Below are 21,256 nucleotides of genomic sequence, written 5' to 3'. Positions count from 1 at the left end.
CTCGGTCATCAATGCTCGTCCTTCACTCATATTTCCGGATACAATCTCTATACTGTCAAACTCACCTCATATAGTATATACTGGTACTGTCTAGTTAAGCCAGTTTGAGGAACGAGCAGGTCGTTGAGTTAGTTGGTTAAGATGCTCGCAGACCTGCTCAGCGAGTGCTTTGCGACGGATTATGAAGAAACGTGGGAGCGTGAGCGGACGGCGATGCGACGAGACGCGGAGCGTCTCGTTTTCCCACCAGAAATCAAAGATTTCTGGAGACGTCCCAAACTCGCGGTGCGAGTCTGTGGGCTCGAAAGACGCTTGCGTCTTTCGAACGTTCACGAGAGCGGAGCTCTCGTGCAGCCCACCAGAACGCAAAGCGTTCTGGGGACGCCCGTCAGGGCGTTCGCCGTCCAGCTTCACGCGACTGGTTGTTCATTTAGGGAAACAAAACAGATTCTTCGATATATCGGCGTTGAATACTTTCACCAAGCAGTTTGGTAATGGGTGCATCGACTGGCTAACATCAGTCACAACCCGCCTGAGGCAACGCCGAAGCGGGTTGCGGTCGACGAGACCGCTGTCAAAATCAACGGTGAGTGGTCTTGGTTGTACGCCGCAATCGACATCGAGACGAAGCTGATTCTCGATGTCGAGTTGTTTGGACGACATGGTACCGATCCGGCTGGTGCGTTTCTCCATCGACCTTCGGAGAAACACGATCTCTCAGACACTGTGTTTCTCGTTGATGGCTACGGCTATCAGACTGCCCTCTCTCGATTAGGATTGAGCGGTCGGCTTGACTACGTCAACCGAAACCTCATCGAAAAGTGGTTTCACACCCTCAAAATGCGAGCCGACCGCTTCCATAATTCGTGGGTGGGCAGTCACGCGAGCGTCCGCAAATGGTTCTCTGGATATGTTGTACACTGCTCCGGGACGTCGTCTTGGCGCGTCCCGGTGGAGTTTCATGGAGGACTTTTTTGCGCAGTTCGAGAGTGAACTCGGCGTTCAAGGGGAGGGATAGTTCACCTCTGTCTTTAACTCAATACGGGCGTGTCATTGAGTCAGGACTGGCGTCCACGCTCTACGTCCCGTTTCGAGACGGTTTCTTTGTCTTCCGAATCGAATCAGCGAATACAATACGGACACCCTCGTGTCGGAACCAATGGAGAGTCCGAAGCCAACGCGGGACCGCCGTCGCGTCGTCGAAGCGTACGAGTCCGCCTACCCCAACCCGATACGCGTCCGCGAGGGTGACGAACTGACGATAGAGGAGCGCCCGACGGAGTGGGACGGTTGGCTCTGGTGTATCGACACTGACGGGCGTGAGGGATGGATTCCAGAGTCCTACGTCGAAAAGCGGAGACAGCGATGGGTCAGCCTCGAAGACTACGTGGCCCGAGAACTCACTGTCGAAGCCGGTGAGACGCTCACCTCTCACTACACTGTTGCCGGATGGGTGTGGTGCGAAAAACCGACCGGTGAGACCGGGTGGGTGCCGTCTGAAAACCTGCGTTCCGCCGATGCTTTTTCTCCCTGACTGTTCCCGATTCAGACCGATTCTCGGACGAACTTCCCGCCCAGCGAAAGCATTGCGAGACCGAGGAGAGCGGCGAAGACGACGATGAACATGGATATCGGGTCGCCGAGGTCCGAGAGCGCGCGGGACCGAACGAAGTTGGCTGCGAGCACCGTCGTCACCGCGAGAAGCGCGATACCGCCGACGTTCGCGGCCGTCGAATTCGGTTCCGGAACTGCGTCGCTGTTGAGCAGATAGAGCACCACCGCGATGGCAAACGGCGTTCCGACGAGACCGAAGGCGAGAACGAGGATGAGAAGCGGGAAGAACGCGCCGCCGACGAATGCGCCGAGTCCGGACAGAAGCGCGACAGCGGCCAGAAGCGCCCGGTAGCGACTGTCGGATACGTCGGTTCCCCAGCCCAGTTTGTCGGCAATGAGGTACGGTGGGACGATGGTGTTGCCGCCGAGCGTCGAGGCGGCCGCACCCCAGAGTCCGAGCAGGAAGAGCCACTTCGCGTTCGACCCGACGAGCGGCCCGAGCGCCTGTGCGGCAGCAACTGCGGAGAGTTCGCCCGCCGCAATCTCCGGCGAGTGCAGGACTGCGGCTGCGACAAGGAAGATTACGAGGCTGTACACGCCGAAGGCGACGAGCATCGAGATACCAACGTCGAAAGTTGCGAGTCCGTAGTCGCCGGAGGTCCACTCGCGAGCGCGCATCGTGTACGAGTGCATCGTGATGAGCGTGATGTGGACAGCACCGCCGAGGATACCGGCAGCGACGAGCGCGCCGTCAACGCCCGCCGGAATTTGAGGGACCAGTCCCGAAGCGGCGACACCGAAGTCGATGGGCACGAGGAAGAGCGACGCGACGAAGGCGAGAACGACCACCGACACGAGGAGTTTCGCGGCGTGTTCGATGAAGCGGTAGCCGCGGCCGACTAACCCGGCAGCGAGTATCACTGCCCACGTGACGCCCCAGAACTTTGCATCGATGCCGGTGACGGTCGCGCTAATGTCGGCAAGCCCCTTCATAATGACCAGTTGGGCGAGTCCCGCGGCCAACACGGTGTCGACGACGAGTATCCACGCCCACTTCTCACCGAGGTGTTCTTCGACAACGGTGGCGATTCCCGCTTCGGTGAGGAGACCGAGACGCATCGACAGATACTGTGCGGATGCGCCGAGGATAGCCGAGAGAACCACCACCCACAGGAGCGTGTAACCGAAGGTCGCGCCTGCGGTGATAACACTGGCCATCGTCGCCGGTCCGATGGCAATCGCCCCCGCAACCCACGAGGGCCCCATCTCAGCGAGATACGCCCGTAAACTTCCGTCTATTACGTCCGATGTTCCGTGTGTTGCCCCGTCTAAACTCATTGACTCTGTGGCGACAGTCTACCGCTAAAAGTGTTTCCACATGGTGGTACCACTCGGTGTTTTCATGTGGATACTCCCACAAGAAAAGGTAAACCAACGACGACCCTGATGAGGATTCACCACATTTTATGCTCTCAGAAACGTAGTACGAGAAGTGACTGGTATTTCAGATTCTCTCCGGCTCCTTTTCGAGACATCGATAGAACGAGATGAGGACCGATACGTCGTTTCGATTCCGAAGGAACTCGTCGAAAGCGGGTCAATATCCACTGATGAACTGTATCGAGTTGCGCTGCTGACGAGTCAGGGAACGACCGAGTCAGAGCCCGCTCCGGAACCCGCCGTTTCGAGACCGGAAACGTCCGAGCCGACTCCAGAGTCGGTTCAATCCGGCGTCCGGTCCGCAACGCGTGACCCCCGTGGTTCTGAGTCGCGTCAGCCCCCGGTTGCAGAAGGTGACGTTCGGTCGGTCACGATCGATACGCTTGGCGACCAGGGCGACGGTATTGCGAAGGTCGAACGCGGGTTCGTCATCATCGTGCCCGGCACGAAGCCCGGCGACCGCGTTAACGTCAAAATCACCGACGTGAAACAGACAGTCGCATTCGCCGAACCGACTGACGAAGTAATAGCCGACTAAGGCGAGGCTGGCCAACGCAGCCCGTCAATTTCGTTCGTCGCGCTGACTTGGGCTTTCACCAGTGACGTCGCTATCACTGGTCAGTCCCAATCAATGAATTAGGAAGCGCCAAGCGATGAAGTAGACAGTCTCGGTCAATAACGAATTACGAGGGCCTTTCAGTCCTCGTGACGCGTCGTGAACGTGACGGGGTGACCCTCAACCCGATGACCGTCGGGCGTCGTCGCCGTCGCGACAGCGACGTATGTCTCTCCGGGTTCGAGATCTTCCACGTCCTCGTCGAACTCCTCTGGCTCGTCTGTGTCCATGTCTTCGACGGCCTGTTCCGTATCGTGCCGGTCCCCCTTCTTCCAGCAGATAAAGCCGGGCCGGACCTCGCTGGCGTCACCCAGCGAGACGACTTCACCGTAGAGTTCTGCTTCGTCTTCTTCGATGTCTTCGGGTGAGTGCGTCTCGACGACGGGACCGTTTGCCGAGTCTTCGTCACCAGTGGAGAAGGAAACGGGCGTTCCGGTGACGGTGTCACTACCAGCCTCCGCGTACGCGCGGAACTGGTACTGGGTGTCCTCCTCTAGTTCTTCGACCACTGCAGTGTACGTGCCTGCCGACGACTGGCTCCCGGCCTCGACGGCGGTTGCCGACTCGGGTCCGTGATCATCGGCCCAGTACTCGACGCCAACCGTCGCCGACGAGTGGTCGCCGAGTCCTGTGAGGTTACCGCCGAGCGTTGCGCTGGTCTGGCTGACATCTGACGCGTTCGTCGTCACGATTTCGAATTCGTTGCTACCACCATCGCCGCCATCGCTATCGCCGAGTACAGCGGCTTTCGCGTCGAGCAGCCCAGCACCCCCTTCGTCCGAGTCAAGCCCGATGTCCGAGGCGGTCGACGTGAGTCGCTCGCGCGCTTCCGTGTTCGAGGCACCGTTAGCCATCAACACTGCGCCAACGCCTGAGACGTGGGGCGTTGCCATCGACGTTCCGGAAAAGGCTCTGTACCCCCCACCGATGATTGTCGACGTGATGTCGGACCCCGGTGCGGCAATATTGACCTCCGGCCCGGTCGAGGAGAACTCCGAGAGGTCGTCGTCGGGGTTGGTCGAACTCACGGCTATCACTTCGTCGTAGGCCCCTGGGTAGTGGACGCAGTCGTTGCACGGCCCTTCGTTGCCGGCAGCCCCGACGAGAAGCACACCCTTGTCGTAGGCGTATTGGACCGCATCCTCAATCACAGATGAACTAGACGTTGCACCGATACTCATGCTGATAACGTCGTAACCCTGGTCAGCGGCCCACCGGATTCCCTCTGCAATGTCGCTCCCGGACCCGCTGCCGTCTCCGTTCAGCGCTTTGACCGCGTGGAGGGTGACCTCCGGCGCAACACCGACGACGCCCTGGTCGTTGTTGACAGCAGCGACGGTACCTGCACAGTGGGTGCCGTGGGTATGGTCGTCGTTCCACGGTTCGTCGTCCCGCTCTGAGTCGACAACTGCGTATCCCTCGCCGAGAATCGGCTTGAGGTCGGGGTGCTCACAGTCGATTCCAGTGTCTAGAACTGCCACGTGCGCGCCCTTGCCCGTCTGCCCGGACTGAACGGTCGTGTCTGCCTTGACCTTCACACAGCCCCAGGGCATCGACTGACCGAGTACCTCGACCGTGATGTCCGACTCGACGTAGCGAACATCGCTTCGACTTTCGAGTTCAGCCAGTGCCTCGTCACTGAAATCACCGATGACTGCGTCTCCGCGCTCACCGAAGTCGATCTTTTTCTCGACGGCGTCGGCCCGCTGGCCCGCGACGTCGACCCCGTACCGTGATTTCGTGCCGACAATGTGCCGGGAATTGTCCGCCGTTTCTTGGGCAGACCCAGTCCCAATGAACCCCGTACCTGCGATACCCGCCCCAATCGTTTTCAGGAGTGCCCGCCGAGAGACTCCAGCCACAGCCTTTCCGTTTTGCATCATCAGTACGCACGACACAGAACCGCAAGGGCCTACTCTCGATATTGCCTCATCTACGGCGTCATCTAGGGCGATATATATCGAGAACGAGTTCTAGAAACGGCCAAAATAGGGCTTTAGAGGCACTCAGGACCGTCTGTGGGAAATGAATATTATATCTGTAGTGGGCGCCGACCCACACTCCTGATCGAAATATACCGAGGGTGGGCAGACCCACTATCGATGTATATTGTCAGCAGCAACATGCCCTAACATCTCGTCTATTCAGAAGGAAGATGCGAAGCAGTATATCTGCCATAGTCCTCACTCACGGAAACGAGGAGACGGCATCATGACCTTCTGTACGAACTGCGGAGACGTAATCGACAGAAGCGAGTGGTATTCGTTCGCCGCTCGACGTGATGGCGACGGAACCCTCCAGACCTACGCGTTCTGTTCGGAGAAATGCCGGTCCGAGTATTTCGACGAACCGATAGCGGCTGACAACTGAGAAGGGCTATGCTAATTCACTGGTCCCCGAACAGCGAAGTGAATAGTTTGCGTTCGGCCCCCCGGAGGTGGTGGTTGAACGTCGACTGAGAAATGCCAATCAGGTTTGCAACCTCCTGACCCGTAGTATCTCGTGGTTCTTCGAAGAACCCGCTTTCGTATGCTGTCCGAAGCACTTCATACTGGCGCTCGGTCAGTTGTTCTTCGAGAGACGTGGAGAACTCCTGGGTCGTTTTTCTCGAGCGCTCACGGTCCCGTCGGCTCAGTAACTCTGTCTCGCCGTAGTTATTCTCCAGTAGCTCGACGATTTCACGGACATCTGCGAACCGCGGAAGTTCAATGACGATGTGTATTGCCGACTGGTCAGCCGTTATCTCCTGTGGAAAAGCGCCGTAGTTGATGAGCGGTTCTGCAATGATAGAACCAGTGACGGTGGCCTCGAACAGGTGCTTGTCACCATTCTGCCGGACATGTGTGATAGACTCAACCGAGACTGATTCGTCCGCGAACGAGAGAATATCTTCAATCGAGTCGGTGGTCACGTTGAATAGGACACGTGATTTATTTCCGGATTGCGGGATAATCGCTTCAAACTCGACCTGCGTATCTGCCTTCCGGGCAATCCGGTTCAAGACGCTATCCGGTTCGTGGACCACCAGTTTGATTTCGGTGACTTCGTTGGACATCGTCCCCCGCTTCCGCTGGATGGCGTTGATAGTGTGGGCGACAGTGCAACCTAACTCTTTGAGAACGTCCTTGACCAGTTCGTCGAACGCCGACTGCTGATTTGCGTACACTGTCAGCACCCCATAGCGAACATCTTGGTACTCCAAGGGGAGACTGATGACGGACTGGTACCCACTATTGAGTGCTTTCTGTCGCCAAGGTTCACTCCGGAGACTTTCGGCAATATTCGGAACCACCGTCACCGTTCCCGACTTCATCGTCTGGACTGTCGGTTCGATGGATTCGTCGATGCCGAATGAGACCTGGTCGAGGTAGTCGCTTCCTTCGGTAACCCACGCCCGTGGGTTGATAGACCCTGTAACCGGGTCCTGTTCACCAATCCAGGCGAATGGGAACCCACCACTCTCGTGTAGTTTCTCGCAGACGGCCTCTTCGATCTCCTCGCGTGACGATGCTTGTATGAGCACTTGGTCGATCTCTCGGATGATTTTGTTAATCCAATTGAGCCGTGTGAGCTTCCAGTTTTGCTCCTTGAGTTTCTGGTCTCGCTCGTGTAGGTCCATCTCGTGGTCGATTCGCTCGAACGCGGCTTCGGCCGTCGCGGCTAACATATCGACGAGTTTGCGAGTATGCGTGTCGAACGATTCGACGCTACTACAGAGGGTAACGAGTACGCCTCGGTCACCGATTGGGAGAAAGAGACCGCTTTCTGCGTCCGTACACTGCGCCATCTCGAACGTTGATTCGACGGCTTGGAGGTTGTCCACGACGGTTGTGTCTCCGCTCACAAAGACGTCCCAGATAACCGAGTTATTGGTATCTGGACCCACAGACTGATTCTCGATGTCGCACCCGGCTAACTCCGGCGTCGCGGCAATGGGCTCTAAGATATTATTCGTATCGTCTATACAGTATATTGCAACGTGAGAGAGGTTGAGCACCACTCTCGAAGTGTTAACGACGAGTTCGGCGACATCAGATTTGGTTTCGGTGTGGAGGAGTTGTCTGGTCGTGTGGTGAAGTGTCGTGAGAATCTGTTCACGCTCTTTCCGTTCAGCAGCGGTAATCCACAGTCCGATAACCTCACCAAGTTCGTTGAACGCATCCAGTTCTTGCTTGTCGAAGGCGTGCGAGCGGTTGACAGAGAGCGTCAGTATACCGTGGATGGTCGAACCGAAGACCAGTGGAACCGCAACAACCCCCCTAAACTGGTCGTCGGACGTTTTGTACCCTTCCGATACGGCCGTCGACCGCTCAGCGAGATCTTGGGCAAACTGCACCCCTTGGGTTCGGTTGGCTGTCGCGAGGGGTTTCTGCTCGTACAGTCTCTCAGTGGCATCTATCGCTGTATCGAGTTCGTGTTTCTCGCACCCTGCCCACGCTACCGGCATGAACTGGCCGGTGTCAGTAGCGAACTTGCCGACCACAGCAAAATCGTACGAGGGTGCAGCAGCGACACGTTCACAGATTGTCTGTTCGATCTCGCTGTGGTTCGATACGTCGACGAGCGACGTGTTGATATCTCGGATGAGCGTCTCGATTCGGTCTCGTATCTCTAATTCGTCTTGTTGCCGAGCGAGTTCCGTCTCGTGTTCTTTCCGCTCTACAGCGTATCGAATCGACCGCATAAGCTGGTCGAGACCGAGACTATCTTTAAACAAGTAATCTTGTGCACCGATCTCGGTGGCCTCAATCGCCGTCTCGCGTTCCCTACGCTCTGCTAACACGATTATCGGCAACGCTGGTGCTTGGGAAGCGACTTGGTGTACCGTCTCTAGACCCTCACTCCCGGGTAGGTCAAGAGCGACCATCACCAGGTCGTGTGTGTCCTCCGAAAGGTGCTTCATCCCCTCGGCAAGCGTCTCGTCGTGAGTTACGCTGGCAGTTTCTGCGACACCTCTCAACTGGGCCTTTTTGAGGTAGTGGGTGATGAAGCGAGCATCATCTGGGTCCTGGTCGATCAGAAGTATTCGGAACGTATTCTCATCTTGCATGCTAATCCAGAGCGTCGCATCTCAGGGTCACTGTTCAGTTAGCTTGACCACTCCCGTCGATTTCAGGTGATTCGCTGTCATAGGAGTCAACAGCAAGCAGACAATATTTTGTTATTTTTCCCACACGATTCATTTTTCATTACTATGCGAAGATAAACAGAGTATCTCTATCACGTTATTGACTCGCATATGGGTCACCTGTCGAACCATGTTTCGAACGGTCAACCCTCAGTTGTCGCTCGTTCGAAATATTTTGGCTCGATGGTATCAGCACCGATTATCCAGTGCTGGAACTGTTTGGACTATCGGGCAACAACATTACGAAGGTGAACGTAAATTCGTTATCATGGTCCGAAACGGAGCCCGAAAACCGCGTCAACGTCGATATTTCTGATGTGAAATAATCCCCCGAGCCAATGAGATTCACCAACATCACCTACAGTTAGTATATTCCAACCGAGTTGCCATTAGGCACGCTGCCGTGACTAGATCGTACTCGATGTCTGAACGAACACCAACAAAATCTGCCTCTACAGAGTTCCGACGTTGGCGTCCGGCAGTCAGGCAGGGACTTGTGCTGTGGACGCTCATCGCGCTCGGGTGGACGTTCATCCCGGCGGACCACCCTGCACAGATTGCAGTCGTCTTCAGCGGTATCTATGGGGCGATACTCCTTCCGATTGCCGTCTACTTCGACCGTCGAGAAAGAATCGAGTTGTCGCAGTCGACGCAACCACACACTAACACGAAACACGAATCCTCTGGCTTGGTCACACAGTATCTGCCTTGCCGTGGTGACTCTCACGACACGTCCTGTCTGTGCAACTGCTAACCGTATTATCGACTCACTCCGGGTGTTTCACACCCGCTTAGACAGCGGCATTTGCGCGTCTTTCCTCTCGGCGGTCGTGTCTCGCTTTGAGGAGTTCGCGATAGCGGTTTCTAATCGTCACTTCGCTGATGTCGGTTACTTCGCTCACTTCTTCCTGAGTTATCTCTTCGTCGGCTAACAGCGCGCCAGCGTAGATAGCTGCGGCCGCGAGACCCACAGGGCTTTTGCCGCTATGGAGTCCGTCTTGCTTCCCGTTCTGGAGCAGTGAGCGTGCACGCCGTTCGACTTCGTCCGTCGTGCCGAGGTCAGAGACGAACCGCGGAAGGTACTGTTCCGGGTCTGCCGGCTGGATATCGAGGTTTAGCTCTCGTGAGATATACCGGTACGTTCGCGTGAGTTCCATTTTCTCAACGCGGGAGACGTGTTGAACCTCGTCGAGCGACCGCGGAACCCCAGCTTGCCGTGCGGCGGCGTAGATTGCGGCCGTGGCGACACCTTCGATGGAGCGACCGGGAAGGAGGTCATCCTGAAGCGCCCGACGATATATCACACTCGCCGTCTCGCGGACGGTATCCGGGAGGCCGAGTGCCGACCCCATTCGTTCGACTTCGCCGAGTGCTTGCTTGAGGTTCCGCTCTTTTGAGTCGCGAGTACGATATCGTTCGTTCCACGTACGCAGACGCTTCATCTTCTGACGCTGGCGAGTCGAAAGGGAGTTGCCGTACGCGTCTCTGTCCTGCCAGCCGATATTCGTCGAGAGCCCGCTGTCGTGCATCAGGTTCGTCGTCGGCGACCCGACGCGAGATTTCTGGTCGCGCTCTGCGGAATCGAACGCTCGCCACTCCGGACCGCGGTCAATCTCGCCTTCTCGTACAACCTCTCCAGTCTCGGGATCGACCCACTCGCCGTGTCGTTCGTCGTATACGAGTTCGTCCTTGTCGAGAGCTTTCGGGCCGTTTCCCGTCGTAGATTCCTGTGTGTTACCGTCGCCGGCCGCTTCAGTTTCGTTCGTCGCTATCCGCCACGGGGTAGAAGTTGAGTCCGACATTGAGATACAACTACGTTATTCGCTTGTAACCTTGGACCCTAGTTTGGTACATTCCAAATCACTACCAAGCGAAGCGACGGCCGTTGTTCTCGGGGCTGTTTGCCGTCGGTCTCGATGGGTATCTACAACGAAGTTGTCAACCGAACTCGGACAGCCGCAACAGTGTTCTTTTACAGGTTCTCCCTACAGTACAATTAGATGGCTAAAAAGAACTCGTCGGAAACTGAAGACCGAAAAGACGACCACATTCGAATTATTCAGGAGAAGGACGTCGAAACGACCGGAACCGGCTTCGAAGACGTCCAACTCGTACACGAGGCACTCCCGGAGTTCCACCACGACGACATCGATTTATCTGTTGATTTTCTCGGTAGCGAACTCGCTGCACCGATTGTCATCGAGAGCATGACCGGCGGGCACCCGAATACGACGAAAATCAACCGGGCACTGGCCGCTGGCGCTGCCGAGACAGGAATCGCGATGGGAGTCGGAAGTCAACGAGCGGGACTCGAACTCGACGACGAGGACCTCCTCGAATCGTACACGGTCGTCCGAGACGCCGCTCCTGACGCGTTTATCTACGGGAACATCGGGGCTGCACAACTCCGGGAATACGAGACTGCCATGGTCGAACGTGCCGTCGAAATGATTGATGCCGACGCGCTCGCGGTCCATCTGAATTTCCTCCAGGAAGCTGTCCAACCTGAAGGAGACATCAACGCCGAAGGGTGCTTAGCAGCCATCGAACGTGTCTCGTCGGAGCTTTCGGTTCCAATCGTCGTCAAAGAGACGGGCAATGGTATCGCCGGCGGAACTGCGAAATCGCTCACGCAGGCGGGCGTCGATGCAATTGACGTTGCCGGTAAAGGCGGCACGACCTGGTCCGGTATCGAAGCCTACCGGGCGGCAGCGGTGAACGCCTCGCGCCAAGAGCGGGTTGGCACGTTGTTCCGGTCGTGGGGTGTCCCGACCGCTGTCAGTACACTTGAGTGTGCTCGTGAGCACGATTGCGTGATTGCGAGCGGTGGCGTTCGCACCGGCTTAGACATCGCGAAAGCGATTGCACTTGGCGCACAGGCTGGCGGACTTGCAAAGCCGTTCTTAAAACCAGCTACGCAGGGAGTAGACGCGGTTGTCGAGCGAGTCGAGGACCTCATCGCTGAATTACAAACCGCGATGTTCGTCACCGGGTCACAGAACGTGGCGGAACTCCAAAACGCCGACTACGTCCTCCTCGGTGACACCCGCGAGTACGTCACGCAGCGTCGCGACTGAAATCAAGCTCTGATGCGTTTCTCGCTTTCAGGCGCTGAGTTCGAGTTCGGCGGGGTCTACACGCTCTTCAACCTCGGTACCGAGCGTGTCACTTACGAACTGTTGAGCTAGCCACGCTTCGGCACGGGTCAGTCGATATTGGAGCGTCGACCCCGGAACGTCGATTCGTTCCGAAATCTCCTGTACCGAGTTCCGCCGCGGCGTTTCGTAGTAGCCGAACTCGACAGCCGCTTCGAGGGCGGCCTGTTGCTCGGGCGGGAGTCCGCTCGTTCCAAACCCTTCTTCGAGCCAGCACTCGGGTTCGCTGATTCGCTGGACGCTGAGCGAGAGTCCCTCGCTCAAACTATCCTGTACCTCCTCGTAAATCTCGCCGACGGTATCGTCGTCGGCGATGAGGAGTCGCCACTGGTACTGGTTTCCGCGGCGTTCGGCTTGCATCAAGAGACCGTCCCCGATATGTTTCGCGGCGACGTACGGAATCGACTGCACGCCGTCTCCTTCCTCTCGACAGGAGTAGATGATTCGACCGTTGGGCGTACTGGAGAGGATTTCGTAGTCCCACTCGACGACCGGCGCGCCGCACATCCCGATGACGGCATTTCCGAGTGCAACGTTGTCGATGAGGGTGTCGAACGTTTCGAGCACCTCTGTCGGTCCTGTGACTCGGTCTAACCGCCACATCGAGTTGGCGGTTGCGTGGACTGCCATCGTTTTCGAGTGTAAATCCGGATTCTCGATGAACAGGTCCATCACCTCGTCTGCTCCCTTTTCGTACTCGACGGTAAAGACGAACTCGCGCACGGTACTGGGCTTATTCGCTCGGTGTCTATAATTTTGTTTGGAATGTACCAACTGGTCTGCTTTCGAGTCGTCCACAACCCTTCGGTGCACGTACACTTCAGCACCATGACGAATCCGAGGGGTTAACGGTCTCCCATTTGCCAATAGCGGATATGGTCCCTCTCACACGCAGACGAGTCCTCTCCGGAGCGGTCGGTCTTTTCGCCGGTTTCGCCGGATGCAGCGGTACGACAGAGCACTCGGTGACCGAGACAGCGAGCGAGTCGCCAGCGACGGGCGGGTCGGTTCCCTCGCACTACGCGCTGCGGCACACTGACGATGACCCGTCAATTTTGCTTCCGGACGAGCCTCGACGGACGAAGACAGCAACGTCGTCGACGCAGGCCGGCGTCCCACCGAAAGTCGCACAGGAACGCGGCTTCGTCACGTCCACCGAAACCGCCGAACAGATGTGGTTCGCCGATGTCGACGGGGCGGCCGAAGCACGCCAGTTTGTCGCCGACACCGACTTCGACAGCGAGACGATTTACGTCGAATTTCAGCAGGTAAGGGAGTGTTTCACGCTCGAACTCTGTTCGGTGACGTGGTCTGAATCGGATATTCACACGCAGTACGGGAGCCACTACCGGTCTTCCGACGTCTCCTGTCAGACCGACACGAAAGGCGGCGCGTCGTGGCTCATTCGTATTCCCGAGGTGCTCGACCCGGATGGGATACACAGTTACGGGTCGGGGTGGAGCAGTGGGGGCTGTCATCGACCGCGTGAACACCCCGAAGACGGCGAAGCGACGACTGAAGCGCCTCACTACGGTCCTAAGCCGCCCGCAAACCGGACCCAAACCGCGACGACGGAGCAAAATCAATGACGGACGAACAGGGACCACCGCAGGCCCGAGACGGACAGCGTCATACAGCACGGGGCAGTGCAACCCGCCGCGGTTTCTTCGCACTCGCGGGAGCCACTGCACTCGCAGGTTGTACCGGACTCGGCGACGTGCTCGGAGATAACCCGCCGAAACTCGACGGAGGGGAGCTCAAAGGCGTTCTTTCGACGCCATTCCCGTCTGTCACTGAGAGATTTCCGATTCCCATCGAAGAATCGTACCTGAACGAGACGGCCGCGTCGGTGGAGCAGCGGCTCACAACAGTTCCAGCGCCGTTCGACGCTCAGGAAATTCCCAACGGTGCGATTCGGGAGGAACTCTCGGAGATGTACGACGACGCGACCGGCGAACTCGAAGATGCCGCCGATGAACCGTCACCGCTCGAAACGATGCGAACCCTCCGCGACGCCCGCGAACAAACCCGGGCGGTCACGGCGTCGTGGGCGGCTATCGACGACGGGTTGGCGTTCGCCGACGTTCGGAAGTCCGTCCCACAGATTCGGTCTGACATCGACGCCTTCCGAGGGCAGTGGAGCTACGTCGGTGACGACCCGATTCGAGCGATTTTGGCTCACAGAGAACTCGAAGTGTTGGTTGCCTCCGCTGGCCGTCGGTCGAGAGACGCGCCCGAGCGATACAGCCGAGAGCAGGAAACTCCGATATTGGTCGGCAAATTCGCAGGCGACCTCGAAGAGGCGAGAGCCGCGCTGGATGATGCCGAGTACCTGTACGACAGGTACGAGTCGTCAATGGACGACCCTCGCCAGGTCCGCTCGGAGATTGTCTCCCTTGCTGACTCGCTGGCCCGAACTTTCAGGGACCGTTTGAAGGATCTCCCCAACGGAGACGGTCAAAAGCCTTCGTCGTTTGTAGAACCCGATATCGAGGACACCCCGGTCGCAGCGGCGATGACCAAGCTGTTCAGGGATCTCGACTACGCCGACGGACTCGCGGATGAATTGAAGACGGGTCAGCGCACGCGGGCTATCCTCTCAGCTCACGAATCGCTCGTCCGAGTCCGCGCGTTCGAATCGCTCCGTGAGCGCGTCAACGACGGCGAGTACGTCACCGTCGAGAGCACCGAGGACGTGCGAAAGATACGCAATTCGGCCATCGCCGCCTTCGAAGACGCGCTCGCGTCGCGCGAGAAATCGCGCCTCAATCGGTACGTACTCTCACAGATCGACGGCGCCATTCGGTACGCCGACCGAGAACTGGACGACTACGACGAAGACGACGACGTTTCGGTCGGATGGATTAACCGAGAACTCGGCCAGTACGTTCTCGTCGGTGCGATGGCGCGGGCGACGCCACCGACGAGTGCAACTGTCGCCGACGAGATTCAGCAGGCCTTCTAACGCGGTTCCGAATTCGGTCACACTCGTTCGCCCGCGTCGTACGTGATTAATTGGTTTGCCACCCACGTCGGCGAGGGCCGTTGGCCCGACGCGTAGACCGGTAGGAACTATAGTAGCGTTTGCAACTGGTGACACATCCGACCGCACGACACCGGTTGACCGAGTGTGCACTGACTTGCAAACGCTACTATAGCCGGTCCTGAATTCCGCTTAGAGCGCACTGCCCAGTGCGAAAAATACGAGGAACGAGAGTATCGCGACGGCGAGTGCCCCGAAGAAGACGACGAGATCGTCACGACCACCGACGTTCTTCCGGAGGCGGCGGCGCGTAACGGGCGCAAGTGCGACTGCGGCACCGAGTAGAACGAGTCCGCCAACAGCAGGGAGAACTGCGGTTGGAACGCCGGCAGCAGCGTGCACTGCGGCAAACCCGAGGCACGTGATTGCAAGAACCAACCCGACAGCACTTCCCGTGTATCGGGCGATGGTTGCAGTTGCCATCGGAGAAACATCGTCGTGTATGACAAAAAATTCTGTTATGGTCTGTCGTGCAACCAACCATCTAGTTCGCTATCCACGCCGGTCTCTCCCTTGTGGTGGACACTCAGTATTCTCGTTACGAACGACGGGAAGTGGGCTGCCCGGACGTTGTACCCGAAGAGGCTGTGGGCTGTCTTCCGGCACGCTGTGCAGGACTGAGTACACGGGTAGCGGCACAGGACGACATGCTGGTTCTTGGACTCCTGTCCAGCTCAGTTAATATCACGAAAATTGATTAATAGTCGAAAGCCGTTCATATATTACTAGCACATTGATATGGCCATCTTAGATGAACTCTCGGGGTTCGAATTCGAGGACTTGATGGAGGATGTATTCCGAAACCTCGGGTACGAAAACGTACACCAAGCACGGAAGACCGCTGATGAAGGGCGAGACATCCTCATGGAAGAAGTCGTCGACGGGACACGACGTGGTGTTGTCGTCGAATGTAAACACACCGGCTCTGTCGGCCGTCCTGTAGTGCAGAAACTTCACTCCGCCATTGCGACGTACGAGTACGATGGCCCAAAGCGTGGTATTGTCGTCACAACTGGGTGCTTCACGACCCCTGCAGAGGAGTACGCTACCCGTCTCAGCCAGAACAGAGACCCCTACCCAATAGAACTCATCGATGGGACTACACTCAGGGATATTGCCGACGATATCGGGCTTGACCTGTATAACGGGCGCATTGAGATTCTCTGTGACGAGACGTTCCGACCATTCGACCCTGCTGGGGGCGCTGACGCTCCTGTTCGCGAAGCGTTTCGAGATATCGAGAATATCGACGGGGATAACCTCCCGAAGTCGCATGGGCAGGTTGACTTCCAGCCGATACTTACAATCCAGGCGCACATCGACGCAGTGTTCGAGACTTCAGTTGGTGTTATTCACCGCATCAACCAGTCAGATGGATTTGTAGTGCATGCTAACCGAGGTCGACCCAGTGTTGCAGAGAGTGATCTTGCCAGCGTGATCACGAACAATTTCCCACAAACTGTCGACCTAGACGAAGACAGATTTGCGACCGTCTTCGACGACCTCCGCGTAAATCGGTTCGGTCAAACAGAAACCGAGTACAAAGACTGGGCAGTCTCACGTCTCCGCGAGCACCACACGACGACAGTAACCTACACTGGAGACAACAACGTTACCTACGAGAAGACCTGCGAACCGAAGCAATCGGACATCTCGATTCAGGCAATTACACCCGTCTACGTCCCACAAGTCCGCCAGACAACCCAACTTCAGCAGTACTCATACTCGTATGAATACTATGCGGCTGGACCGTCCCGTCTCACACTGGAAGATGGAATCCATCGCTGTGTCCACTGTGAGAAAGAGAACGCAAAAACGTACACATATTGCACGAACTGTGGAAGTATCAACTGCAGGTCACACAGTAAGACAGAACGACTCGAAGGAACACCGGTCTGTACTGGTTGCGCGGTCACTGAGCGCTTCGCCCTGAAAACAAAATACTTCTACGACCACGAGAACCTCGAGGAGTTCCGTACGGAGTACGCGCAGATGTCAGTCCACGAGAAAGCGATGGAAAACCCGCTTCTCGTTGGGGGCGTGTTCGTCACCGTAGTCCTCTTAATTGGGTTCATCCTCTCTTCAGGGCTTATATGAGGCTCAGCGAGATTCCGTCCGTTACAGAGACGGCCGTTGTTCATCTAGCCGGAGGCATACGCTGGAACGACGAGCAGAACTACGCATCGCCCGTGTTGATTCTCCACCGGTGTCTGTTTTGGTAGCACCCTTCTAATCGCTTGAACCCCCGCTATTCCGGGGAACTGCTCTGATGGTGATGAACTCCATCGGACGAACCAATGAACATTGCTGGCGACGTCACAGAGTTGGTCGGGAAGACGCCACTCGTCCGTCTTGACTCATTTGAGGGGAACATCCTCGCAAAGCTCGAATCTTTCAACCCGACGAACTCCGTCAAAGACCGAATCGGCGTTGCAATGCTCGAACAGGCCGAAAGAGAGGGCCTAATCGTCGACGAAACCACTATTATCGAACCGACGAGCGGAAACACGGGCATCGGACTTGCCTTCACCGCCGCCGCAAAGGGCTACGACCTAATTCTGACGATGCCGGATTCGATGAGTGAAGAGCGTCGACGCCTCGTCAGTGCGCTCGACGCCGAAATCGTCCTCACACCCGGTGCCGACGGGATGGGTGGAGCAATCACGAAAGCGGAAGAACTGGCAAACGAGACCGAGAACGCATTTATCCCACACCAGTTCGAGAATCTCGCTAATCCGTTGATTCATCGAGAGACCACTGGTCCGGAAATCTGGCGGGACACGGAGGGCGAGGTAGATATCCTCGTTTCGGGGGTCGGAACCGGTGGAACGATAACCGGAATTTCGGAATACATCAAGGAAGAACAAGGGAAACAGGACTTTCAGTCGATTGCCGTCGAACCGGCCGAGTCGGCGGTACTTTCGGGGGAAGCGTCGGGTTCACACGGTATTCAAGGAATTGGCGCCGGATTCGTCCCCGACGTGCTTCGCCGCGAATTAATCGATGATGTGGTCCCGGTCAAGCACGAAGACGCCATCGAGGCGACCCGAAAACTCGCGGGTGAGGAAGGGATTCTGGCGGGTGTCTCTTCGGGGGCTGCACTCGACGCGGCTGTTCGTGTCGCTCGACGGCCGGGGAATCGCGAGAAGATGGTCGTCGTTGTGCTCCCGGATACGGGAGAACGATACCTCTCGACGGACCTCTACGACGGGATATAGCTCACCGATCAGACGGCGCACACCACGACGTGGCGAGGTGAGAACTGGGGTGTGCTCCGGACAGGCCGACACCTATCGGTGTGCGGACTATTCGGCGGCACACAGCTCCCTGTAACCGAGTGGGGGTGGTTTCGTAGCCGCTCAACCCGCCACGCTGAAAGAGAAGGGGGTGGTCTATGTGTCTCGTCCTTCACCCGCTCTGGAAGACACTCACGTGTCTCGCTCTCGTTTCGGCTCGCGGCCGAGCACGCTGGCGACGGACTTGATGCGATCTTCGCCGTGTTGTTCGCGACGCCGCTGTTCGTCGACTTCGACGGAGGTAATGACTCGGTCAGCCTTCACCGCGTTGTGCGCGGCTTGGATGGCTTCGAACACCTCGTCGACATTATCGGCCTCGATGACCGTATCTGTCGCGGTCAGTTCGTACGAGATGTCGAAGTCGTCGAGCGCTTCAATTGCCTGTGCGATGTCTTCGGACAATCCTCCCTCGTGGACCGGGATGACCTCGAACCTAGCTATTACAGTCATGAATTCTACTCCAATTTGGATGCGCACGGTCGGGCAGGGCAGCCCCCGAGCAGATGTGTTATACGTCAACAACAGACATAGTGTTTTGCAATTATCAGAACGAGGGCATCAGAGTCCAGCTACTGCGCCGGTGTCTGTCGGTTTCCTCTGGGGATTGGTGATTCATCATAAACGAGAAAAGACGGTGGAAATCGGGGACGTGGGCACTTTCATATGACTTGCATCTCAGTTATCCCAGAAACGCTGGCGGACAAACTCCGCAGAACTCGTTTTTCAGGTTACACTTTTTCCCTGCTGAACTCGTATGTGTGCCTATGACAACAACCGACGAGCTTGCCACGTTCATTCGCGAAGTGGACTACGAAACCCTCCCGGACGACATCGTTGAAGCGACGAAAAAGCGTCTTCTCGACTCCGTAGGTATCGCGCTCGGGGCCGCCGAGTCCGAAACGGCCGCGGCAGTGCGCGAGACAGTTTTACAGGAGGGAAGAGACGCCTGTTCGCTGTGGGCGACAGACGAGAGAGCCTCGCCGTCCGGAGCAGCGATGTACAACACGGTGTTGACTCGGTATCTCGATTTCATGGATTCGTTCCTCGCCCCCGGCGAGACGCCCCACCCGAGCGACAACGTCGGAACGGTCGTCGCAGTCGGTGAGCTGGTCGACGCAACGGGCCGTGACCTCATCGAGGCGACTGCACTCGCCTACGAAATTCAGGGTGAACTCGCGTGGAACGCACCAGTCCGCGACAGGGGATTCGACCACGTCACGCACACGGTCATCACGCAGGCTACGGCCGCGGCGGCCTTGCTCGACCTCGACCACGAAGCAATCCGAGATGCCATCGGTATCGCCGGCACCGCGCACAACGCCCTCCGGGTGACCCGGACGGGCGGCATAAACGAGTGGAAGGGCGTCGCCTCCGGTAACGCCGCGCGAAACGGCACCTACGCCGCCCTGCTCGCGGACAACGGTATGGAAGGGCCGAAAGACCTCTTCGAGGGACAGAAAGGCTGGAAGCAAATCATCGCCGGCGACTTCGAGGTTGACCTCGACACGTCGTGTTCACGAGTCCACGACGTGATGACGAAACGCTACGTCGCCGAAACCTACGCCCAATCGGCCGTCGAAGGCATCATCGACCTCGCCGAAGAACACGACATCGACCACGAGGAAGTCACGTCCATCGACCTGGACACGTTCCACGGTGCGAAACTCATTATCGGTGGTGGCGAAGGCGACCGCCACGAAGTCGAGACGAAAGCCCAGGCTGACCACTCCCTGCCCTATATGCTCGCAGCAGCGCTCATCGACCGCCAGATGCTCACCGAGCAATACGAGCGCGCGCGCATCCAATCGGAGGATGTCCAGACGCTTCTCCAGACGGTTACGGTCGAGGAAGACGAAGAACTGACCGAACGGTTCGAAGACGGCGAGATGCCCGCAGTCATCGATATCGAACTCGAAGACGGTACGACTTACCACGTCGAGAAAGACGACTTCCGCGGCCATCCAAACACTCCCATGGACTGGGACGAACTCGAAGCAAAGTTCCACCCGATGGCCGCCACTGTCTACGGCGAGAGCCGCCGAGAGGAGATTATCGACTGCATCCGAAACCTTGAGGAACGCCACGTCGACGACTTGCTCGCGCTCCTCGACTGACGACCGCCGTAGTCAAAGTCACAGCATCACCCCAGAGAACAAGTAGCACGCCATGTTATACCTAGTTGACATGGCAGACCCAGACCGACCTTTCGACTTCCTGCACGTCAACGAGCGAGAGGACAAGCCACGCGAAAAAGGAATCACGGAGATTCGCGGGCCGTACTACGACCCGATGGGACCGCGCGAACTGCGGGATATCCTAGAGACAGTGGGTCACTACGTCGATATCTACAAGTTCAGTGGTGGCTCGTTCGCGCTGATGCCCGAGGACGCCGTCACGGAGATGATTGGCATCTGCCACGAACACGACGTAAAGGTGAACACCGGCGGATACATCGAGAACGTCCTCGTTAGAGACAACGACAAGATTGAGGAATACGTCGAGGAGTGTGCGCGCGTCGGCTTCGACATCGTCGAAATTTCCTCGGGCTTTCTCGCTATCGACACGGATGATATGATTCGGATGACCGAACTGGTCGCCCAAAAAGGACTGGAACCCAAACCCGAAATCAACGTTCAGTTCGGCGCTGGTGGCGCTTCTGCTCCCGAAGAACTCGAGCGTGAAGGGCAACAAGACCCACAGCAGGCAATCGAGGAGGGTAAGCGCCACCTCGAAGCCGGTGCCGAGCACCTGATGGTCGAAGCCGAAGGCATCACCGAGGAAGTCACCGAGTGGCGGACCGATGTCGTCTACGAGATAGCGAACGAACTCGGCATGGAAAACCTCGTGTTTGAGGCACCGGGTCCTGAGATGTTCGAGTGGTACGTCAAGAACTTCGGACCAGAGGTCAACCTGTTCGTCGATAACTCACAAATCGTCGAACTCGAATGCATGCGCTCCGGTCTCTGGGGCAAAGCCACCTCGTGGGGACGGGTGGTCTCTTACAAAGAATAGGCTGCCAATAGG

Annotated in this window: 18 protein-coding genes and 2 pseudogenes; 13 read left to right on the top strand and 7 right to left on the bottom strand. The window is 57.4% G+C overall.

All coding sequences use genetic code 11. The annotated features are described in order from the left end of the window. Positions 1-141 precede the first annotated feature (141 nt). From HFX_RS20705 to HFX_RS16305, 3 genes and pseudogenes are all read left to right on the top strand, one after another. Positions 142-213, top strand: a pseudogene (locus tag HFX_RS20705) (IS6 family transposase); the annotation flags it as partial. Positions 214-381: 168 nt separating this feature from the next. Further along, positions 382-993, top strand: a pseudogene (locus HFX_RS16310) (IS6 family transposase); the annotation flags it as partial. 166 nt (positions 994-1,159) lie between these two features. Continuing rightward, entirely contained in the window at positions 1,160-1,534 is a 375-nt protein-coding gene (locus HFX_RS16305; RefSeq protein WP_004056179.1) for an SH3 domain-containing protein, read from the top strand. An 11-nt stretch (positions 1,535-1,545) separates the two neighbouring features. On the opposite strand, the gene HFX_RS16300 is transcribed toward HFX_RS16305, so the two are convergent. After that, positions 1,546-2,820 (bottom strand): NRAMP family divalent metal transporter, encoded by a 1,275-nt coding sequence (locus tag HFX_RS16300; protein ID WP_004056180.1) that lies wholly within the window; start codon positions 2,818-2,820, stop codon positions 1,546-1,548. Positions 2,821-3,046: 226 nt separating this feature from the next. Here HFX_RS16300 and HFX_RS16295 point away from each other — a divergent pair, with 226 nt between their 5' ends. Further along, entirely contained in the window at positions 3,047-3,532 is a 486-nt protein-coding gene (locus HFX_RS16295) for a TRAM domain-containing protein (RefSeq protein WP_004056182.1), read from the top strand. Between the two features lie 158 nt (positions 3,533-3,690). Here HFX_RS16295 and HFX_RS16290 read toward each other — a convergent pair whose 3' ends face one another. Continuing rightward, positions 3,691-5,493, bottom strand: coding sequence for a S8 family peptidase (locus HFX_RS16290; protein ID WP_014732681.1), 1,803 nt, complete (start codon positions 5,491-5,493; stop codon positions 3,691-3,693). 328 nt (positions 5,494-5,821) lie between these two features. On the opposite strand from HFX_RS16290, the gene HFX_RS20150 reads away from it, so the two are divergent. Continuing rightward, entirely contained in the window at positions 5,822-5,980 is a 159-nt protein-coding gene (locus HFX_RS20150; protein ID WP_004056187.1) for a DUF7576 family protein, read from the top strand. A gap of 16 nt (positions 5,981-5,996) precedes the next feature. Here HFX_RS20150 and HFX_RS16285 read toward each other — a convergent pair whose 3' ends face one another. Beyond that, a complete protein-coding gene (locus tag HFX_RS16285) occupies positions 5,997-8,660 on the bottom strand; it encodes a bacterio-opsin activator domain-containing protein (RefSeq protein WP_004056189.1) in 2,664 nt (887 codons plus the stop codon). 574 nt (positions 8,661-9,234) lie between these two features. Here HFX_RS16285 and HFX_RS16280 point away from each other — a divergent pair. Next, on the top strand, positions 9,235-9,492 hold the full coding sequence (locus HFX_RS16280) for a hypothetical protein (RefSeq protein WP_004056191.1): 258 nt from the start codon (positions 9,235-9,237) through the stop codon (positions 9,490-9,492). Positions 9,493-9,529: 37 nt separating this feature from the next. Here HFX_RS16280 and HFX_RS16275 read toward each other — a convergent pair whose 3' ends face one another. Beyond that, positions 9,530-10,540: a transcription initiation factor IIB gene (locus HFX_RS16275; RefSeq protein ID WP_004056193.1), complete on the bottom strand. Its 1,011-nt coding sequence runs from the start codon at positions 10,538-10,540 to the stop codon at positions 9,530-9,532. 198 nt (positions 10,541-10,738) lie between these two features. Between HFX_RS16275 and fni the strand changes: the two genes are divergently transcribed. Next, on the top strand, positions 10,739-11,815 hold the full coding sequence (fni, locus tag HFX_RS16270; protein ID WP_004056194.1) for a type 2 isopentenyl-diphosphate Delta-isomerase: 1,077 nt from the start codon (positions 10,739-10,741) through the stop codon (positions 11,813-11,815). Positions 11,816-11,842: 27 nt separating this feature from the next. Here the strand turns inward: fni and HFX_RS16265 are convergent, their stop codons facing one another. Beyond that, entirely contained in the window at positions 11,843-12,616 is a 774-nt protein-coding gene (locus tag HFX_RS16265; protein WP_004056196.1) for a helix-turn-helix domain-containing protein, read from the bottom strand. 152 nt (positions 12,617-12,768) lie between these two features. Here HFX_RS16265 and HFX_RS16260 point away from each other — a divergent pair, with 152 nt between their 5' ends. Together HFX_RS16260 and HFX_RS16255 are read left to right on the top strand one after the other, a co-directional pair. Next, a complete protein-coding gene (locus HFX_RS16260; RefSeq protein ID WP_014732679.1) occupies positions 12,769-13,482 on the top strand; it encodes a hypothetical protein in 714 nt (237 codons plus the stop codon). Beyond that, entirely contained in the window at positions 13,479-14,858 is a 1,380-nt protein-coding gene (locus HFX_RS16255; RefSeq protein ID WP_004056200.1) for a hypothetical protein, read from the top strand. The genes HFX_RS16260 and HFX_RS16255 overlap by 4 nt, the downstream gene beginning before the upstream one ends. Before the next feature lie 210 nt (positions 14,859-15,068). Here the strand turns inward: HFX_RS16255 and HFX_RS16250 are convergent, their stop codons facing one another. Next, on the bottom strand, positions 15,069-15,359 hold the full coding sequence (locus HFX_RS16250; RefSeq protein ID WP_004056202.1) for a hypothetical protein: 291 nt from the start codon (positions 15,357-15,359) through the stop codon (positions 15,069-15,071). 315 nt (positions 15,360-15,674) lie between these two features. On the opposite strand from HFX_RS16250, the gene HFX_RS16245 reads away from it, so the two are divergent. Together HFX_RS16245 and cysK are read left to right on the top strand one after the other, a co-directional pair. Beyond that, the gene (locus HFX_RS16245) at positions 15,675-17,033 is read left to right on the top strand and encodes a restriction endonuclease (protein ID WP_004056203.1); all 1,359 of its coding nucleotides are present in this window, start codon (positions 15,675-15,677) and stop codon (positions 17,031-17,033) included. Between the two features lie 200 nt (positions 17,034-17,233). Continuing rightward, entirely contained in the window at positions 17,234-18,154 is a 921-nt protein-coding gene (gene cysK / locus HFX_RS16240) for a cysteine synthase A (RefSeq protein WP_004056205.1), read from the top strand. Positions 18,155-18,364: 210 nt separating this feature from the next. Here the strand turns inward: cysK and HFX_RS16235 are convergent, their stop codons facing one another. Further along, positions 18,365-18,682: a thiamine-binding protein gene (locus HFX_RS16235; RefSeq protein WP_004056207.1), complete on the bottom strand. Its 318-nt coding sequence runs from the start codon at positions 18,680-18,682 to the stop codon at positions 18,365-18,367. A gap of 314 nt (positions 18,683-18,996) precedes the next feature. On the opposite strand from HFX_RS16235, the gene HFX_RS16230 reads away from it, so the two are divergent. Both HFX_RS16230 and HFX_RS16225 read left to right on the top strand, forming a co-directional pair. After that, positions 18,997-20,346, top strand: a complete 1,350-nt coding sequence (locus HFX_RS16230) for an MmgE/PrpD family protein (protein ID WP_004056209.1) — start codon at positions 18,997-18,999, stop codon at positions 20,344-20,346. A gap of 70 nt (positions 20,347-20,416) precedes the next feature. After that, positions 20,417-21,244, top strand: coding sequence for a phosphosulfolactate synthase (locus HFX_RS16225; protein ID WP_004056211.1), 828 nt, complete (start codon positions 20,417-20,419; stop codon positions 21,242-21,244). The last annotated feature ends 12 nt before the right edge of the window (positions 21,245-21,256 follow it).

Source organism: Haloferax mediterranei ATCC 33500, assembly GCF_000306765.2.
Taxonomy (GTDB): Archaea; Halobacteriota; Halobacteria; order Halobacteriales; family Haloferacaceae; genus Haloferax; species Haloferax mediterranei.
This window is presented reverse-complemented; position numbering and strand designations above follow the sequence as displayed.

Bases quoted from the DNA above. Each gene is read 5' to 3' on its own strand.
- HFX_RS16305 (WP_004056179.1), top strand. From the start codon at position 1,160: ATGGAGAGTCCGAAGCCAACGCGGGACCGCCGTCGCGTCGTCGAAGCG.
- HFX_RS16300 (WP_004056180.1), bottom strand. From the start codon at position 2,820: ATGGGGCCCTCGTGGGTTGCGGGGGCGATTGCCATCGGACCGGCGACG.
- HFX_RS16290 (WP_014732681.1), bottom strand. From the start codon at position 5,493: ATGATGCAAAACGGAAAGGCTGTGGCTGGAGTCTCTCGGCGGGCACTC.
- HFX_RS20150 (WP_004056187.1), top strand. From the start codon at position 5,822: ATGACCTTCTGTACGAACTGCGGAGACGTAATCGACAGAAGCGAGTGG.
- HFX_RS16285 (WP_004056189.1), bottom strand. From the start codon at position 8,660: ATGCAAGATGAGAATACGTTCCGAATACTTCTGATCGACCAGGACCCA.
- HFX_RS16275 (WP_004056193.1), bottom strand. From the start codon at position 10,540: ATGTCGGACTCAACTTCTACCCCGTGGCGGATAGCGACGAACGAAACT.
- fni (WP_004056194.1), top strand. From the start codon at position 10,739: ATGGCTAAAAAGAACTCGTCGGAAACTGAAGACCGAAAAGACGACCAC.
- HFX_RS16260 (WP_014732679.1), top strand. From the start codon at position 12,769: ATGGTCCCTCTCACACGCAGACGAGTCCTCTCCGGAGCGGTCGGTCTT.
- HFX_RS16255 (WP_004056200.1), top strand. From the start codon at position 13,479: ATGACGGACGAACAGGGACCACCGCAGGCCCGAGACGGACAGCGTCAT.
- HFX_RS16250 (WP_004056202.1), bottom strand. From the start codon at position 15,359: ATGGCAACTGCAACCATCGCCCGATACACGGGAAGTGCTGTCGGGTTG.
- HFX_RS16245 (WP_004056203.1), top strand. From the start codon at position 15,675: ATGGCCATCTTAGATGAACTCTCGGGGTTCGAATTCGAGGACTTGATG.
- cysK (WP_004056205.1), top strand. From the start codon at position 17,234: ATGAACATTGCTGGCGACGTCACAGAGTTGGTCGGGAAGACGCCACTC.
- HFX_RS16235 (WP_004056207.1), bottom strand. From the start codon at position 18,682: ATGACTGTAATAGCTAGGTTCGAGGTCATCCCGGTCCACGAGGGAGGA.
- HFX_RS16230 (WP_004056209.1), top strand. From the start codon at position 18,997: ATGACAACAACCGACGAGCTTGCCACGTTCATTCGCGAAGTGGACTAC.
- HFX_RS16225 (WP_004056211.1), top strand. From the start codon at position 20,417: ATGGCAGACCCAGACCGACCTTTCGACTTCCTGCACGTCAACGAGCGA.